This window comes from Vogesella sp. EB, from assembly GCF_001037925.1.
GTDB classification, from domain to species: Bacteria; Pseudomonadota; Gammaproteobacteria; order Burkholderiales; family Chromobacteriaceae; genus Vogesella; species Vogesella indigofera.
In genome coordinates, this window is sequence record NZ_LFDT01000026.1 from 13717 (window position 1) to 28560 (window position 14844).

The window sequence follows — 14844 nt, forward strand, 5'->3', positions numbered from 1 at the left end:
TTTATGTGTCGCCGCGTGGCTGGATGATTGATTGCTGCCGCTTGTGCTGGCATCATTGGGCATAATATTCCAAGAAGGCCACGCCATGACCACACCTGCCTACCAGCAAGCCGTTGCCGCCTTTACCCGTCTGTACCGCTACCAGCATCTGGCCGCCATCGCCGGCTGGGACCAGGCGGCGATGATGCCGCCCGGTGGCAACGAGGCGCGCGGCGCGGCGATGGCCGAGCTGCAATTGCTGATGCACGGCCTGCTGACCGCGCCGGCGCTGCAACAGGCCTTGCAGGCGGCGGAACAGGAAAGCCTGTCCGACGCCGAGCAGGCCTCGCTGCGCGAAATGCGCCGCGTGTGGCAAAGCGCCAACCTGCTGCCGGCGCGGCTGGTGGAGGCCAAGTCGCTGGCCGGCAGCCGCTGCGAACACGCGTGGCGCGAACAGCGCAAGGGCAATGACTGGCAGGGTTTCCTGTCCAATTTCCGCGAGGTGGTGCAACTGGCACGCGAAGAGGCGCAGCTGCTGGCCGACGCCAGCGGCAAGTCGCGCTACGACGCGCTGCTGGACAAGTACGAACCGGGCATGAGCAGCGCCGAGCTGGAGCGCATCTTCGGCGACGTGAAAAGCTGGCTGCCTGGGCTGATCCGCCAGGTGATGGACAAGCAGGCCGGCGAGACGCTGATCGCGGCGCAGGGGCCGTTCGCGGTGGAGCAGCAGCGCGCGCTGGGGGTCGAGATCATGGGGCTGCTCGGTTTCGACTTCAACGCCGGGCGGCTGGACGTGTCGGTGCACCCGTTCTGCGGCGGCGTGGCCGAGGACGTGCGCATCACCACCCGCTACCGCGACGACGACTTCATGCAGAGCATGATGGGCATCGTGCACGAAACCGGCCACGCCCGTTACGAGCAGCGCCTGCCGCGTGCGCTGGTGCAGCTGCCGGTGGGCCAGGCGCGCTCGATGGGCATCCACGAAAGCCAGAGCCTGGCATTCGAGATGCAGCTGGGGCGCAGCCCAGCCTTCCTGTCGCTGATCGCACCGCTGGTGAAAAAGCACCTGGGCGAGCAGGATGCCTTCGATGCGGCCAACCTGGCGCGCATGTACAGCCGCGTGCGTCCCGGCTATATCCGCGTCGACGCCGACGAGCTGACCTATCCGGCGCACGTGATCCTGCGCTTCGAGATCGAGCGCGCGTTGATCGAGGGCGACATCGAGGCGGAAGACATTCCGGCGCTGTGGGATGAAAAGATGCAGGCCTATCTTGGCGTCGATACCCGCGGCAACTACCGCGACGGCTGCCTGCAGGACATCCACTGGACCGACGGCAGCTTCGGCTACTTCCCCAGCTACACCCTCGGCGCGATGTACGCGGCGCAGTATTTCGCCACCCTCCGTCGCCAGGAGCCGGCGCTGGACGCGCGCATCGCCGCCGGCGAGCTGGCACCGGTGTTCGACTGGCTGGACGCCAACATCTGGTCGCAGGCCAGCCGCTGGGAAACCGGCGAACTGGTGCGCCGCGCCACCGGCGAGGCGCTCAATCCGGCGCACTTCCGCGCCCATCTGGAGGCGCGCTACCTGTAAGCGGCGAGACGCCTGAGCGGGACGTGACTGCGGCCAACCCTGGTGACAGGGTTGGCCGCAGTGTTTTTGGCGTGGTGTGGCTGCCGGCTCAGTTGGCGAATTGCGTTTCGCACGGTTGCCCGTCGCCGTCCATCCGAGTGTCCGGGCAGTGTTGCAGGAAGTAGGCGGCCTCCTGCAGCGTATTCATCTGCGAACAGTGCTGGCGGCCGTCGCAGCGGAAGCCGGCGGTGGCCGCTGCTGGCGTGGTGGCGGGCCGGGTGGTGTCGATTGCGCGACTGGCCGGTGCCGCGCTGCTGCGGCTGGCAAAGCTGGTGTAGCCGGCGACACCGGCGGTGAGCAGCAACAGCAGCACGATGCCGTGCACGCGGCTGTGGGGCTGACGCGGCGCGGCCGGCGTCAGCACGTAGTCGAGTGGCGGCAGCGGCGGGCTGGCGGCGGGCGGTGCGGTGAACACCTTGCCCTGCACCTGACGAGCCGACACCTTGCCGTTGGCCGCCTGCTGGCGCTGGAAGTAGACCACAAAACCGACCTGCGGCCGCACGCCGCCCGGCGGGCAATCGGAGAGGTCGAAGAACAGTTCTTCCTTGGTGTGATCCTGGGTGATGAAGCCGAAGCCTTTGTCGTCGTGCCAGCGGCTGATGGTGCCGTGATAAAGCATGGGAAAGTGCCTGGTCAGGTGGGTGGCCAATCCCGTATTTTAATGTCATTTATGCTTTATGTGTTTACTTTGTCATGTTTTGCCGCAGCTGGCGGCCAGCTCGCCGACCCGCGCCAGCGCGCTGACAAAGCGCTCGTCCAGCGGCTGGCAGCAGGACACCCGCAGCGCGTTGCGGTAACGGCCACTCGGCGAATACAGCGGTCCTGGCGAGATGCTGATGCGCTGCTGGATCGCCAGGTCGAACAGCTTCACCGTGTCGTAGCCGTCCGGCAGCTCCACCCAGATCAGGAAGCCGCCGCTGGGGTGGGTGGCGCGGGTGCCGGCCGGGAAGTGGTCGGCGATCAGCGCGCGCACCTTGTCGATGTGCAGCGTGTAGCGCCGCTTCAGCGCGCGCAGGTGGTGGTCGTAGCCGCCGGACTCCAGGAAGGCGCCCAGCGTCTCGCACAGCACCAGCGGCTCGGCGATGGAGGTGGCGAACTTCAGCTTGCGCAGTTCCTCGGTGAAGCGGCCGCCTTCCATCCAGCCGACGCGGAAGTCCGGCGCCAGCGTCTTGGTGTAGCTGGCGCAGACGATGACCCAGCCGTCGCTGTCGTAGGCCTTCACCGCCGGTTGCAGCGCGTCGCCGAACTGCAGCTCGGCGTACAGCGCGTCCTCGATCAGCGGCACCTGGTAGCGATTGACCAGTGCGGCCAACCTTTTCTTGTGTTCGGTGGGCATGCTGCAGCCCAGTGGATTGTGCACGTTCGGCATCGCGATGATGGCGTTGAGGCGCTTTTCCGCCAGCAGCATCTCCAGCGCCTCCAGCGACAGCCCGGATTGCGGATCGGTGGGGATTTCCAGCGCCTTCAGCCCGAGGCTGGCGAACAGCGGCAGCAGGTTGAAGTAGGTCGGCGACTCGATGCCGACGGTGTCGCCGGGGCGGCACACCGCGCGCAGCGCCAGGTTTAGCGCCTCCATCGCGCCGTGGGTGAGGATGATGTTGTCGGCCTGCAGTGCCATGCCCAGCTCCAGCCCGCGGCGCGCGATCTGGGTGCGCAGCCGTTCCGAGCCCGGCGGCAGCGCGTAGTTGCTGACCAGGCCGGGGTTCTTGCGCAGCACCTGGCCCATCAGCCGCGCCAGCTTGCCGGCGGGGTAGAAGTCGCCGCCGCGCGGGCAGGCCAGCGCCATGTCGATGTAGCCCGGCGTCTGCTGCGCCTTCAGCGCGGCGCCGATCAGGTCCAGCACCGCGCCGTCGGTGCCCTGCGCCGGGCCGGCGGCTTGACTGCTGCTGCGGGCCGGCGACGGCAGCCGCGAGCGCACGTAGTAGCCGGATTGCGGCCGCGCCTCGACCAGGCCGCGGTCTTCCAGTACACGATAGGCGGCGACCACGGTATTGAGCGATAGCTGGCGGCTGTGCGCGGTCTTGCGTACCGAGGGCAGGCGAGAGCCGGGCGGCAGGGTGCCAAGGTTGATGGCGCCGGACAGGTCGTCGGCGAGTTGCTGGTACAGGGTGCTGCTATCCATGGCGGCTTTCCTAAGAACCTGTTCAATGACTGCTGCGGCTGTGCTCAATTGGGGCGATACGGTATTAAAAACGCCTTCGGCATGCGGCGTGCTCCCGTTGAATTCCGCTTCCCCTGTCGTTTTTGCCTGGTCTCGCGTGAGCGCGCGAGACTTTGCACGGGTTCTAACGCGGGCATGACAGTGGGCGGGAAAACGGGGGGTGACAGTTGCCAGTATGCTGCAACTGTCACCATGACAATAATAAATTCTTGGCACTGTATCCGGCAACTGCTGTTGGCTACGATGGAACGGTCTACTACTTGTTGCGGGAGCGTGTGATGCTGGGTCTGCCTTTATTGAGTTATGTGTCGCTGATGTCGATCACGCCGGGGCCGAACAATCTGATGTTGGCCGCATCGGGGGTCAACTTCGGCTTTCGCCGCAGCGTGCCGCACCTGCTGGGCATCAGCATCGGCCATGGCGTGCAGGTGTTGCTGGTGTCGCTGCTGCTGGGCTGGGTGATGGCGTGGCTGGACGACTGGCGCCTGTTGCTGACGCTGGCCGGCTGTAGTTACCTGTTGTGGCTGTCGTGGCAGGTGTGGCTGGCGGGTGAACCGCAGGCGAAACAGCTGGTGCGGCCGATGGGCTTTGTCGCCGCCGCCGCCTTCCAGTGGGTGAACCCCAAGGCGTGGGTGATGGTGATCAACACCGCCTTGCTGTTTCTGCCGCTGCAGGCGCAGCTGTCGCACGCCATGCTGCTGGCGCTGGCCTGCGCGCTGATCAACTTCCCGTGCATCTGCATCTGGGCCGGGCTGGGCGAGGCCTTGCGCCGCCATCTGTCGCAAGCGGCGGCACGGCGCTGGTTCAATGGCATCATGGCCTTGTTGATGGCGCTGACCGCGCTGTACCTGCTGTACGACGAATTGCAACTGGCCGGGGTGCTGTGACATGAGTGGAAAACTGCTGGGCCTGCTGGGCGGCATGAGCTGGGAATCGACTGCGCACTACTACGCGCAGATCAATCGCCGGGTGCGCGACGCCCGTGGCGGGCTGCACTCGGCGCCGCTGCTGCTGCACAGCATCGATTTCGCGCCGCTGGCCGAGCTGCAGCACCAGGGCGAGTGGGCGCAGGCCGCCGTGCTGCTGGGCGAGGCCGGCAGCAAGCTCGCGCAGGCCGGTGCCGGGGCGCTGCTGATCTGCAGCAACACCATGCACCAGGTGGCGGCGCCGGTGGCGGAGCGGGCTGGCATTCCGCTGCTGCACATCGCCGACCCCACCATCGCCGCGCTGCTTGCGGCCAACGTTGGCCGCGTCGGCCTGCTCGGCACCCGTTTCACCATGGAGCAGGCGTTCTACCGCGAACGGCTGCAGGCGGCCGGGCTGCAGGTGCTGCTGCCAACGGCGGCCGAACGTGACGACATCCACCGCGTGATCTTCGACGAGCTGTGCCAGGGCCGCCTGCTGCCGGCGTCGCGGGCGCGCTATCTCGACATCATCGCCGCTCTGCAGGCGGCGGGGGCGGAGGCGGTGATACTCGGCTGCACCGAGATCGCCATGCTGCTCGACGGCTGCCAGGCCGCCTTGCCGCTACTGGACACCACCGCGCTGCATAGCGCGGCGGCGGCCGACTGGCTGTTGCAGCCAGACAACGCCGCGCGCTGAGCGCAGGCCAGCTTTGCCGTCAGCCGGTGCGACCAAGCGCGTGTCATGCTGTTAGGCTTGAGGCTTGTCGCCATTGCCGGGGAGTCGTGCATGTTCCGCAAACTGTTGGCGCTGGCCGCCATCACCCTGTCCGCCCCGGCCTCGGCCGCGGTGTTCACGCTGTGCGCCGAGGCGTGGCAGCCGTTCATCTACCAGAATGCGCAGGGCCAGCCGGTGGGGCTGGCGGTGGACGCGCTGGGCCGTGCCGCGCGCGCGGAAGGGCACCGCATCCGCTACCTGTTCCTAGCGCCGGCCTCCTGTCTGCGGCTGATGAAGGAGCAGCGCATCGACATCATGGCCTTTGCCACCGCCGAGGGCAGCCCGCCGGGCTGGCTGCAGACGCAGCAGCCGCTGGTGTACTGGGTGCTCAACGCCTGGGTGCGTGCCGACAATCCGCTGCACCACTATCCGGGGCTGGGCCATTTCAGCGCGCACAAGGTGGCCTTTGTCGACGTCTACGACTATCCGCCGGCGATCACGGCAAAACGCGACTGGCAGCGGGTGGCGGCCAACGACTCCACCACCGCGGTGCGGCAGCTGGCGGCCGGGCGGGTGGACGTGATCTTCGAGGACGCGGTGGCGCTGCAGGATGTCGACCCGTCGCTGCACGGCAAGATCCGGCGCCTGCAGCCGGTGGTGGCCAGTGTCGCGCAGCCGTTCAGCTTCCGCCCCGGCCTCGAGCTGTTGCGCGATGCGGTGGATGGCGAGGCGCAGCGGCTGAAGGGCAGCGGCGAGCTGGACCGTTTCTACCAGCGCCATTTCGGCAGCACGCTGGCGCAGGTCAGTGCCAGCGTCGCCGCCAGCCCGTAAGCACCACTTTGTTGTGATGGGTCGCAATGGCGCGATCCGGCGTTGCAAACGGCTTCGGCATGTGGGCGAGCCGCCGGGCCAACACCGTTTCCCCCACCGTGTTCGCCCTGTCCCGCACTTGAGGCGCTAGCGGCTCAGGCCTTGCGCCGCGCGTTGAGGATCAGCAGCGCCAGTACGCCGCCCGCCAGCCCCCAGAACGCGGAGCCGATGCCGGCCAGCGACACGCCGGAGGCGGTAATCAGGAAGGTGATCAGCGCCGGCTCGCGCATCGCGTCGTCCTTCATCGCGGTGGCGAGGCCGCCGGCGATGGTGCCGAACAGCGCCAGCCCGGCGATGGCCAGCACCAGTGCCTTGGGAAACGCCGCGAACAGCGCGCCGACGGTGGCGCCGAAAATCCCCAGCAGCAGATAGAACGCGCCCGCCGCCACGCTGGCCAGATAGCGTCGCGCCGGGTCTTCGTGCGCGTCCTTGCCCATGCACAGCGCGGCGGTGATCGCCGCCAGATTCACCGCGAAGCAGCCGAACGGCGCCAGCAGCAGGTTGACCACTCCGGTGCCGGTCATCAGCGCCGAGATCGGCGGCCGGTAGCCGTTGGCGTGCAGGGTGGCGACCCCGGGGATGTTCTGCGACGCCATGGTGACCATGAACAGCGGCAGGCCGACGCCCAGCAGCACGCCGGGGTTGAACTGCGGCGTGGTCCACAGCGGCGTGGCCAGCGTCAGCGTGACCTCGCCCAGCTGCAGCAGGCCCTGTGTCGCGGCGATGGCGCAGCCGAGCAGCAGCACCAGCACGATGGCGTAGCGCGGCAGCAGGCGCTTGGCCAGCAGGTAGGCGACGAACATCGCCAGCACCAGCGCGAGCTCGGTCTGCATCGCGCCGAACACGTTGATGCCGAACTTGACCAGAATGCCGGCCAGCATCGCCGCCGCCATCGGCAGCGGGATGCGGTTTAGCGCCTTCTCGAACCAGCCGGTGACGCCGGCGAGCACGATCAGCGCCGCCGAGAACACGAAGGCGCCGATGGCCTCCGGCATGCTGACGCCGGAGAGCGAGGTGATCAGGAGCGCCGCGCCCGGCGTCGACCACGCGGTCACCACCGGCACCTTGTAGCGCAGCGACAGCCCGATGCAGGTGATGCCCATCGCGATGCCCAGCGCCATCAGCCACGAGGCGATCATCGCCTGGCTGGCGCCGGCGCTGCGTGCCGCCTCGAAGATGATGGCCGCCGAGCTGGTGTAGCCGACGAGGACGGTGACAAAGCCGGCACTGAGGGCGGGCAGATCGCGACGTTGCAGCATGGGGACTCCGTGAGCGCGCGCCTTAGCGGCCGCGCATGAAAAGATTGTCCAGATCGCGCATCGACAAGCGCGACCACGTTGGCCGACCGTGATTGCACTGGCCGGAGCGTTCGGTGGCCTCCATGTCGCGCAGCAGCGCGTTCATCTCGGTCAGCGTCAGCTGGCGGTTGGCGCGCACCGCGCCGTGGCAGGCCATGGTCGCCAAGAGCTCGTTGCGGCGCTCGGTCAGCACCTGGCTGAGGCCGATCTCGCGCACGTCCTTCAGCACCGCGCGCGCCAGCTCCACCGGGTTGCCGTCTTGCAGCCATACCGGCACGCCGCGTACCGCGATCTGCGTCGGCGACAGCGGCGCCAGTTCGATGCCGAGGCGCTGCATCTCGGCGCCGTGCTCGTGCGCGGTGGCGACCTCGAAGCGGTCGGCGGCGAACGACACCGGCAGCAGCAGGGGCTGCATCGGGATCGTGTCTTCTTCCAGTGCATTTTTCAGCCGTTCGTAGACGATGCGCTCGTGCGCGGCGTGCATGTCGACCACGATCAGGCCGTCCTCGCACTGGCTGAGGATGTACACGCCGTGCAGCTGCGCCAGTGCGAAACCGAGCGGCGGGATGCCGTCGCTGGCGTCGGGCAGGGCGGCAAGCTTGGCCGCCGTCAGCGGCGCGGCCAGGGTGCTGCCGATCGGCGGGCTGACGGCCGTTGGGTTGCTGGCCGGCGTGTCGGTGACGGCCGGTGTCAGGCCGCGTTCCTCCTCGCGCAGGCCGGCAAACTGGCGCTGGTAGCCGCCGATCGCCTCACGTGCCATGTGCAGCGGCATCGCCTGCTGTTCGTAGCGCGGCTGCTGGAACGGCATCCGCTGCGGGCTGTCGCCGGCGCGCGCGGCGGCGGCCGCGGTGTCGAAGGCGGCGAGCGTGTCCTCGTTGCGGCCAACGTTGGCCGCAACGGCGTTGTCATTGCCTGCCGGCTGGCCATCGTCCAGCGTCACCGCCGGGCTGGCGCCGGCTGTGGTACTGGCCAGCGCCTTGTGGATGCTGTGGAACAGGAACTGGTGGATGCCCTGGCTTTCGCGGAAGCGCACCTCGATCTTGGTCGGGTGCACGTTGACGTCGACGTTGGCCGGGTCCAGCGTGAAGAACAGCGCGTAGGCCGGGTGGCGGTCGTGGTGCAGCACATCGCGGTAGGCCTGGCGCAGCGCGTGCTGCGCGATCTTGTCGCGCACGAAGCGGCCGTTGACGTAGAAGTACTGCGCGTCGCGGCTGGCCTTGGAGTAGGTCGGGCTGGCGACAAAGCCGCTCAGCGTCAGCCCGGCGGTGCCGGTGTCGATCGGCAGCGAGGCCTCGACGAAGTCCTTGCCCAGCAACGCGCCGACGCGTTCGGCCAGGCTCTGCTGCGGCAGGCGCCACACCACCTTGCCGTTGTGGCGCAGGATGAACTCGACCTGCGGGTGCGCCAGCGCGATGCGCTCGAAGGTGGCCTCGCAGTGCGCGTACTCGGTGTTCTCGCTCTTCAGGAATTTGCGCCGCGCCGGGGTGTTGAAATAGAGGTCGACGATTTCGACGCTGGTGCCGGGTGCGTGCGCGGCCGGCTCCACCGGGTGCAGCGTGCCGTCGATGGCGACGATCTGGTGCGCGTGCTCGGCGTCGTGCGGGCGGCTGGTCAGCGTCAGCCGCGACACCGAGGCGACGCTGGCCAGCCCCTCGCCGCGAAAGCCGAGGGTGGCGACGTTTTCCAGGTCGTCGAGGCTGCCGATCTTGCTGGTGGCGTGGCGGTCCAGCGCCAGCGCCAGGTCGGCGGCGGCGATGCCGCCCCCGTTGTCGGTGACGCGGATCAGCTTGATGCCGCCCTGCGCCAGGTCGACGCTGATGCGGTCGGCGCCGGCGTCGAGGCTGTTTTCCAGGATTTCCTTCAGCGCCGACGCCGGTCGCTCCACCACCTCGCCGGCGGCGATCTGGTTGACGAGGTGGTCGGGCAGTTTCTGGATGCGTTTCATGGTGTCAAAACCTTGTTTGCCACAGCAGCCACGGCAAGCAGCCGCAAGATCGGCTCAGCCGTGTGGGGCGGGCGGGCTTGTTGCCGTGTTGGCTGTGGCAGGAAAAAATCACGCCTTGCCGGCGGCGCGGCGGTGGCGGATCACTTCGATGATGCCCGGCAGCATCGACACGATGATGATGCCGAAGATCAGGTATTCCAGGTTCTTGCGCACGAAGGGCAGGTTGCCGAAGAAGTAGCCGGCGTAGCTGAAACCGGCCACCCACAGCACGGCACCGATCACGTTGTAGCTGAGGAAGTGGCGGTAATCCATGCGCCCGATGCCGGCGACGAAGGGGGCGAAGGTGCGCACGATCGGCACGAAGCGGGCGAAGATGATGGTCTTGCCGCCGTGGCGCTCGTAGAAGGCGTGGGTCTTGTCCAGGTATTGCGGTTTCAGCAGCCGCGGAAAGCGGGCAAACAACCGCATGCCGACATGTTTGCCGATGGCGTAGTTGACGCCGTCGCCGAGGATGGCGGCCACGATCAGCAGCACTACCAGCAGCTGCACGTTCATCTCGCCCATCGCGGCGAGGGCGCCGGCGACGAACAGCAGCGAATCGCCGGGCAGGAACGGCGTCACCACCAGCCCGGTTTCGCAGAACACGATCAGGAACAGGATCAGGTAGATCCACGGCCCGTAGCTGGCGACCAGCTGGGTCAGGTGCACGTCGATGTGCAGGATGAAATCGAGCAGAAAAGCGATCAGTTCCATGGCGACTCGGGGCAGGTAAAAGTCAAAAAAGGTTGGCCGCATTGCCTGCGGCCAACCTTGCTCAGGTGCGGTGCGCGACGCGTCAGACCACCGCTTCTTCTTTCGGCTTCACGATCTTGATCATGTGCTCGCGCTTGACGCCCAGCGCCAGCGCCAGCGGGCTGGCGACCAGCACCGAGGAGTAGATGCCGAACACGATGCCGATGGTCAGCGCCATGGCAAAGCCGTGCAGCGCCGGGCCACCGAACAGCAGCATCGCCAGCACCACCGTCTCGGTGGAGCCGTGGGTGATCATGGTGCGGCTGATGGTGGAGGTGATCGCGTTGTCGATCACTTCCGCGGTGCTGCGACCGCGCATGCCCGGCTTGCGGAAGTTCTCGCGGATCCGGTCGAACACCACCACCGATTCGTTGACCGAGTAGCCCAGCACCGCCAGCACGCCGGCCAGTACCGTCAGGCTGAATTCCCACTGGAACAGCGCGAAGCAGCCGATGATGATCACCACGTCGTGCATGTTGGCGATGATCGCCGACACCGCCAGCCGCCACTCGAAGCGCAGCGCGAGGTAGATCACGATGCCGAGGCAGACCAGCAGGATCGCGGTCAGGCCGTGGCTGACCAGTTCCTCGCCCACGCTGGGGCCGACGAACTCGACCTTGCGCAGCTGCACGCCGGCGTCCCCGGTCTTGAGCAGGCTCATCACCTGTTCCGACAGCTTGGCGGAACTGGTGCCTTCCTTGCTCGGCAGGCGGATCAGCACGTCGCGGCTGGTGCCCAGGCTCTGCACCTGCACTTCGCCCACTTTCAGCGTTTCCACGCGATGGCGGATGTCGGCGAGGTTGGCCGGCTGCTGGTACTGCACTTCCATCACCGTGCCGCCGGTGAATTCCACCGACAGGTTCAGCCCTTTGCTGAACAGGAAGAACACAGCCAGGATGAAGGTCACCAGCGAGATCGCGGTGGTGAGCTTGCCGTAGCTCATGAACGGGATGTCCCGTTTGATGCGGAAAAACTCCATGTTTCTTGATCCTTACTTGGTTTCCGGCTTCCACACCTGGCCGATGGACACGGCAGTCAGGCGGCGGCGACGGCCGTACCACAGGTTGACGATGCCGCGCGATACCAGCACCGCGGAGAACATCGAGGTCAGGATGCCGAGGCAGTGCACCACGGCAAAGCCGCGTACCGGGCCGGAGCCGAACACCAGCAGCGCGATACCGGCGATCAGCGTGGTCACGTTCGAATCGAGGATGGTGGCCCAGGCGTGGGCGTAACCGGCCTGGATCGCCGACTGCGGCGGCACGCCGTTGCGCAGTTCTTCGCGGATGCGTTCGTTGATCAGCACGTTGGCGTCGATGGCCATGCCCAGCGTCAGCGCGATCGCGGCGATGCCCGGCAGTGTCAGCGTCGCCTGCAGCATCGACAGCAGCGCGATCAGCATGAACAGGTTGACGCCGAGCGAGGCGACCGAGATCAGGCCGAACACGCGGTAGTACAGCACCATGAACACGGCGATGGCGGCAAAGCCCCACAGCGTGGCGCTGAAGCCCTTCTCGATGTTTTCCTTGCCCAGGCTCGGGCCGATGGTGCGTTCCTCGATGATGTTCATCGGGGCCGCCAGCGAGCCGGCGCGCAGTAGCAGGGCCACGTCGTTGGCTTCGGCCGGGTTCATGCTGCCGGAGATCTGCACGCGGCCACCGCCGATTTCACTGCGGATCACCGGCGCGGTCACCACTTCGCTCTTGTTCTTCTCGACCAGCACCATCGCCATGCGCTTGCCGATGTTTTCCGCGGTCAGGCTGCGGAAAATCTCGGCGCCGGTGCTGTCGAGGCCGATGTCCACCGAGGCGCCGCCATTCTGGTCAAAGCCGGGCTGGGCCGAGTTGATGTTGTCGCCGGTCAGCTCGACATCCTTCTTCAGCAGGATCTTCTGGATGCCCTGCGAGCTGGCTTCGTCCAGCAGCTCGTAGCCGGTCGGCACGTTGCCGGCCATCGCTTCGGCCACGCGCGACGGATCGTCTTCCACCATGCGCACCTGCAGCGTGGCGGTACGGCCGAGGATGTCCTTGGCCTTGGCGGTGTCCTGCACCCCTGGCAGCTGCACCACGATGCGGCTCGGGCCGGCTTGCTGGATCACCGGTTCGGCGACGCCCAGCTCGTTGACACGGTTGTGCAGGGTGGTGATGTTCTGCGACACGGCATCGCTCTGGATGCGGGTGATCTCTTCCGGCTTCAGCGCGAGGCTGAGGCGGAACAGCTGGTCGTCGCTACTGAAGGTCAGCGACGGCAGGCTGCGCGCCAGCTTGTCGGCGGCGGCGTTCAGCGTTTCCTGGTCACGCAGCTGTACTTCCAGCGCGGTGTTGCCGGTGCGCTTGATGGCGCCGTAGCGGATCTTGGCGGTTTTCAGCTCGCGGCGGATGTCGCCGGCGTAGCGTTCCATGGTCTTGTCCACCGCGGCCTGCATGTCGACTTCCAGCAGGAAGTGCACGCCGCCGCGCAGGTCGAGGCCAAGGAACATCGGGTTGGCGTGCAGCTTGCTCAGCCATTCCGGCGAGGCCGCCAGCAGGTTCAACGCGATGATGTAGGTGTCGCCCAGCGCTTGCTGGATGATGTCGCGCGCCTTGATCTGCGTATCGGGATCGTTGAAGCGCACTTTCAGGCTGTTGCCGTCAAGGAACAGGCCGGCAGGCTTGATGCCCTGTTGCTGCAGTACGGTCTCCACCCGCGCCATCAGTGCCGTATCGACGGTGGCCGATTGGCGGGTGCTGGAGATTTGCACGGCAGGGGTTTCGCCAAAGAAATTGGGCAGGGTGTAGATTGTCGAGACAATCAGCACTACCGCAATGACGAGGTATTTCCAGATCGGGAAGCGGTTCATGGAGGCGGTAACAGGAAAAAGGGCCGCCAGGGCGGCCCATTGGGATTACAGGGACTTGATGGTGCCTTTTTCCAGCTTGGCGGCAACGGCGCCACGCTGGATATTGATTTCCACGCCGTTGGCAATCTCGATCGCCAGGTACTGGTCACCGGCCTTGGTCACGCGGCCAACGATGCCACCTTGAGTTGCCACTTCGTCACCCTTGTTGATTTCGGACAGCATCTTCTGGTGTTCTTTCATTTTCTTCTGTTGCGGACGGATCAGCAGGAACCAGAACAAAACGAAAATCACGATCATGGGCAAAAAGCCCATCAGGTCGAGGCCGCCGGCCGCGGAAGTATTGAACATCGATTGAGTCTCCCTTGTTTTAGGATGAATGCGGGTATTACGTGTGCAAGTGGCCGATTGTAGCCACGCTGCGGCTGATTTCCAACCATTGTGCCGAGATGCCGCTTTTGCAAGCGGCATGACGGCGCGTGGCACGACATTACACTGACAGCAGTTGGCCGCGTCAGTTCACGCCGCGGGCGCGGCGCTCGTGGAAGCCGGCTTTCCAGTCTTCAAAGCGGTCGGCGTCGATGGCGTCGCGCATTTCCTGCATCAGTACCTGATAGTAGTGCAGGTTGTGGATGGTATTGAGGCGGGCGCCGAGAATCTCGCCGGTGCGATGCAGGTGGTGCAGGTAGGCGCGGCTGAAGTGGCGGCAGGCGTAGCACTCGCACTGTTCGTCCAGCGGCTTCTTGTCATCCTTGTAGCGCGCGTTCTTGATCTTCAGGTCGCCCCACTGCGTGAACAGCCAGCCGTTGCGCGCATTGCGCGTCGGCATCACGCAGTCGAACATGTCGATGCCGTTGGCGACGCCGTGCACCAGGTCTTCCGGGGTGCCGACGCCCATCAGGTAGTGCGGCTTTTCCGCCGGCAGCATGTCCTTGAGTTCGGTCAGCATGCGGTACATTTCCGGCTTCGGCTCACCCACCGACAGGCCGCCGATGGCGATGCCGTCAAAACCGATCTGTATCAGGCCATCCAGCGATTCCTGGCGCAGGTCCTTGTACAGGTTGCCCTGCACGATGCCGAACAGCGCGTTGGGGTTTTTCAGCTCGTCGAAGGCGCGGCGCGAACGCTCGGCCCAGCGCAGGCTCATGCGCATGGATTTGGCGGCGGTGGCGTGGTCGACCTGACCCGGGGTGCACTCGTCGAAGATCATCACGATGTCGGAGTTGAGCACCTTCTGGATTTCCATCGACTTTTCCGGCGACAGGAACAGCTTGTCGCCGTTGACCGGGCTCTGGAAGGTGACGCCTTCCTCGGTGATCTTGTTCAGCGCGCCGAGGCTGAATACCTGGAAGCCGCCGGAGTCGGTGAGGATAGGCTTGTCCCAGCCGATGAACTGGTGCAGGCCGCCGAACTTCTCGATGATGTCGAGGCCGGGGCGCAGCCACAGGTGGAAGGTATTGCCGAGAATGATCTGGGCCTTGATGTCGTGCAGCTCGTGCGGGCTCATCGCCTTCACCGAGCCGTATGTGCCCACCGGCTGGAACACCGGGGTCTCGACCTTGCCGTGGTTCAGTTCTAGGGTGCCGCGGCGGGCGCCACCCGATGTCTTGTGCAGGGTAAACTTCAGCATGTGCTTGATAATAATGGCTGGAATCGGAAATTTAGCCGCGCAGTATACACCCCGCGTGCGGCTGGCGTGTGAGCTTTGCGCGC

Annotated in this window: 13 protein-coding genes; 4 read left to right on the top strand and 9 right to left on the bottom strand. The window is 66.2% G+C overall.

Annotated features, from left to right (window positions below; genetic code table 11):
* Positions 1-85: 85 nt before the first annotated feature.
* Entirely contained in the window at positions 86-1570 is a 1485-nt protein-coding gene (locus ACG97_RS13365; RefSeq protein ID WP_047967871.1) for a carboxypeptidase M32, read from the top strand.
* Positions 1571-1658: 88 nt separating this feature from the next.
* On the opposite strand, the gene ACG97_RS16985 is transcribed toward ACG97_RS13365, so the two are convergent.
* A complete protein-coding gene (locus tag ACG97_RS16985) occupies positions 1659-2228 on the bottom strand; it encodes a cold shock domain-containing protein (RefSeq protein WP_053068179.1) in 570 nt (189 codons plus the stop codon).
* 72 nt (positions 2229-2300) lie between these two features.
* Positions 2301-3731, bottom strand: coding sequence for a PLP-dependent aminotransferase family protein (locus ACG97_RS13375; RefSeq protein WP_047967872.1), 1431 nt, complete (start codon positions 3729-3731; stop codon positions 2301-2303).
* 317 nt (positions 3732-4048) lie between these two features.
* Between ACG97_RS13375 and ACG97_RS13380 the strand changes: the two genes are divergently transcribed.
* From ACG97_RS13380 to ACG97_RS13390, 3 genes are all read left to right on the top strand, one after another.
* A complete protein-coding gene (locus ACG97_RS13380) occupies positions 4049-4657 on the top strand; it encodes a LysE family translocator (protein WP_047967873.1) in 609 nt (202 codons plus the stop codon).
* A gap of 1 nt (position 4658) precedes the next feature.
* Positions 4659-5372, top strand: a complete 714-nt coding sequence (locus tag ACG97_RS13385; protein ID WP_047967874.1) for an aspartate/glutamate racemase family protein — start codon at positions 4659-4661, stop codon at positions 5370-5372.
* 90 nt (positions 5373-5462) lie between these two features.
* Entirely contained in the window at positions 5463-6221 is a 759-nt protein-coding gene (locus ACG97_RS13390; RefSeq protein WP_047967875.1) for an ABC transporter substrate-binding protein, read from the top strand.
* A 134-nt stretch (positions 6222-6355) separates the two neighbouring features.
* Here the strand turns inward: ACG97_RS13390 and ACG97_RS13395 are convergent, their stop codons facing one another.
* From ACG97_RS13395 to tgt, 7 genes are all read right to left on the bottom strand, one after another.
* Positions 6356-7519 carry a benzoate/H(+) symporter BenE family transporter gene (locus ACG97_RS13395; RefSeq protein WP_047967876.1) on the bottom strand — a complete coding sequence of 388 codons (1164 nt, stop codon included), beginning with the start codon at positions 7517-7519 and terminating at the stop codon, positions 6356-6358.
* A 22-nt stretch (positions 7520-7541) separates the two neighbouring features.
* Entirely contained in the window at positions 7542-9503 is a 1962-nt protein-coding gene (mutL, locus tag ACG97_RS13400) for a DNA mismatch repair endonuclease MutL (protein WP_047967877.1), read from the bottom strand.
* A 108-nt stretch (positions 9504-9611) separates the two neighbouring features.
* A complete protein-coding gene (locus ACG97_RS13405) occupies positions 9612-10250 on the bottom strand; it encodes a DedA family protein (protein WP_202902783.1) in 639 nt (212 codons plus the stop codon).
* Between the two features lie 88 nt (positions 10251-10338).
* Positions 10339-11274: a protein translocase subunit SecF gene (secF, locus tag ACG97_RS13410; RefSeq protein ID WP_047967879.1), complete on the bottom strand. Its 936-nt coding sequence runs from the start codon at positions 11272-11274 to the stop codon at positions 10339-10341.
* Between the two features lie 12 nt (positions 11275-11286).
* Positions 11287-13134 carry a protein translocase subunit SecD gene (gene secD / locus ACG97_RS13415; protein ID WP_047967880.1) on the bottom strand — a complete coding sequence of 616 codons (1848 nt, stop codon included), beginning with the start codon at positions 13132-13134 and terminating at the stop codon, positions 11287-11289.
* Positions 13135-13179: 45 nt separating this feature from the next.
* Positions 13180-13482, bottom strand: a complete 303-nt coding sequence (gene yajC, locus ACG97_RS13420) for a preprotein translocase subunit YajC (protein ID WP_047967881.1) — start codon at positions 13480-13482, stop codon at positions 13180-13182.
* A gap of 163 nt (positions 13483-13645) precedes the next feature.
* Positions 13646-14761 carry a tRNA guanosine(34) transglycosylase Tgt gene (gene tgt, locus ACG97_RS13425; protein WP_047967882.1) on the bottom strand — a complete coding sequence of 372 codons (1116 nt, stop codon included), beginning with the start codon at positions 14759-14761 and terminating at the stop codon, positions 13646-13648.
* Positions 14762-14844: the final 83 nt, after the last annotated feature.

Bases quoted from the DNA above. Each gene is read 5' to 3' on its own strand.
- ACG97_RS13365 (WP_047967871.1), top strand. From the start codon at position 86: ATGACCACACCTGCCTACCAGCAAGCCGTTGCCGCCTTTACCCGTCTG.
- ACG97_RS16985 (WP_053068179.1), bottom strand. From the start codon at position 2,228: ATGCTTTATCACGGCACCATCAGCCGCTGGCACGACGACAAAGGCTTC.
- ACG97_RS13375 (WP_047967872.1), bottom strand. From the start codon at position 3,731: ATGGATAGCAGCACCCTGTACCAGCAACTCGCCGACGACCTGTCCGGC.
- ACG97_RS13380 (WP_047967873.1), top strand. From the start codon at position 4,049: ATGCTGGGTCTGCCTTTATTGAGTTATGTGTCGCTGATGTCGATCACG.
- ACG97_RS13385 (WP_047967874.1), top strand. From the start codon at position 4,659: ATGAGTGGAAAACTGCTGGGCCTGCTGGGCGGCATGAGCTGGGAATCG.
- ACG97_RS13390 (WP_047967875.1), top strand. From the start codon at position 5,463: ATGTTCCGCAAACTGTTGGCGCTGGCCGCCATCACCCTGTCCGCCCCG.
- ACG97_RS13395 (WP_047967876.1), bottom strand. From the start codon at position 7,519: ATGCTGCAACGTCGCGATCTGCCCGCCCTCAGTGCCGGCTTTGTCACC.
- mutL (WP_047967877.1), bottom strand. From the start codon at position 9,503: ATGAAACGCATCCAGAAACTGCCCGACCACCTCGTCAACCAGATCGCC.
- secF (WP_047967879.1), bottom strand. From the start codon at position 11,274: ATGGAGTTTTTCCGCATCAAACGGGACATCCCGTTCATGAGCTACGGC.
- secD (WP_047967880.1), bottom strand. From the start codon at position 13,134: ATGAACCGCTTCCCGATCTGGAAATACCTCGTCATTGCGGTAGTGCTG.
- yajC (WP_047967881.1), bottom strand. From the start codon at position 13,482: ATGTTCAATACTTCCGCGGCCGGCGGCCTCGACCTGATGGGCTTTTTG.
- tgt (WP_047967882.1), bottom strand. From the start codon at position 14,761: ATGCTGAAGTTTACCCTGCACAAGACATCGGGTGGCGCCCGCCGCGGC.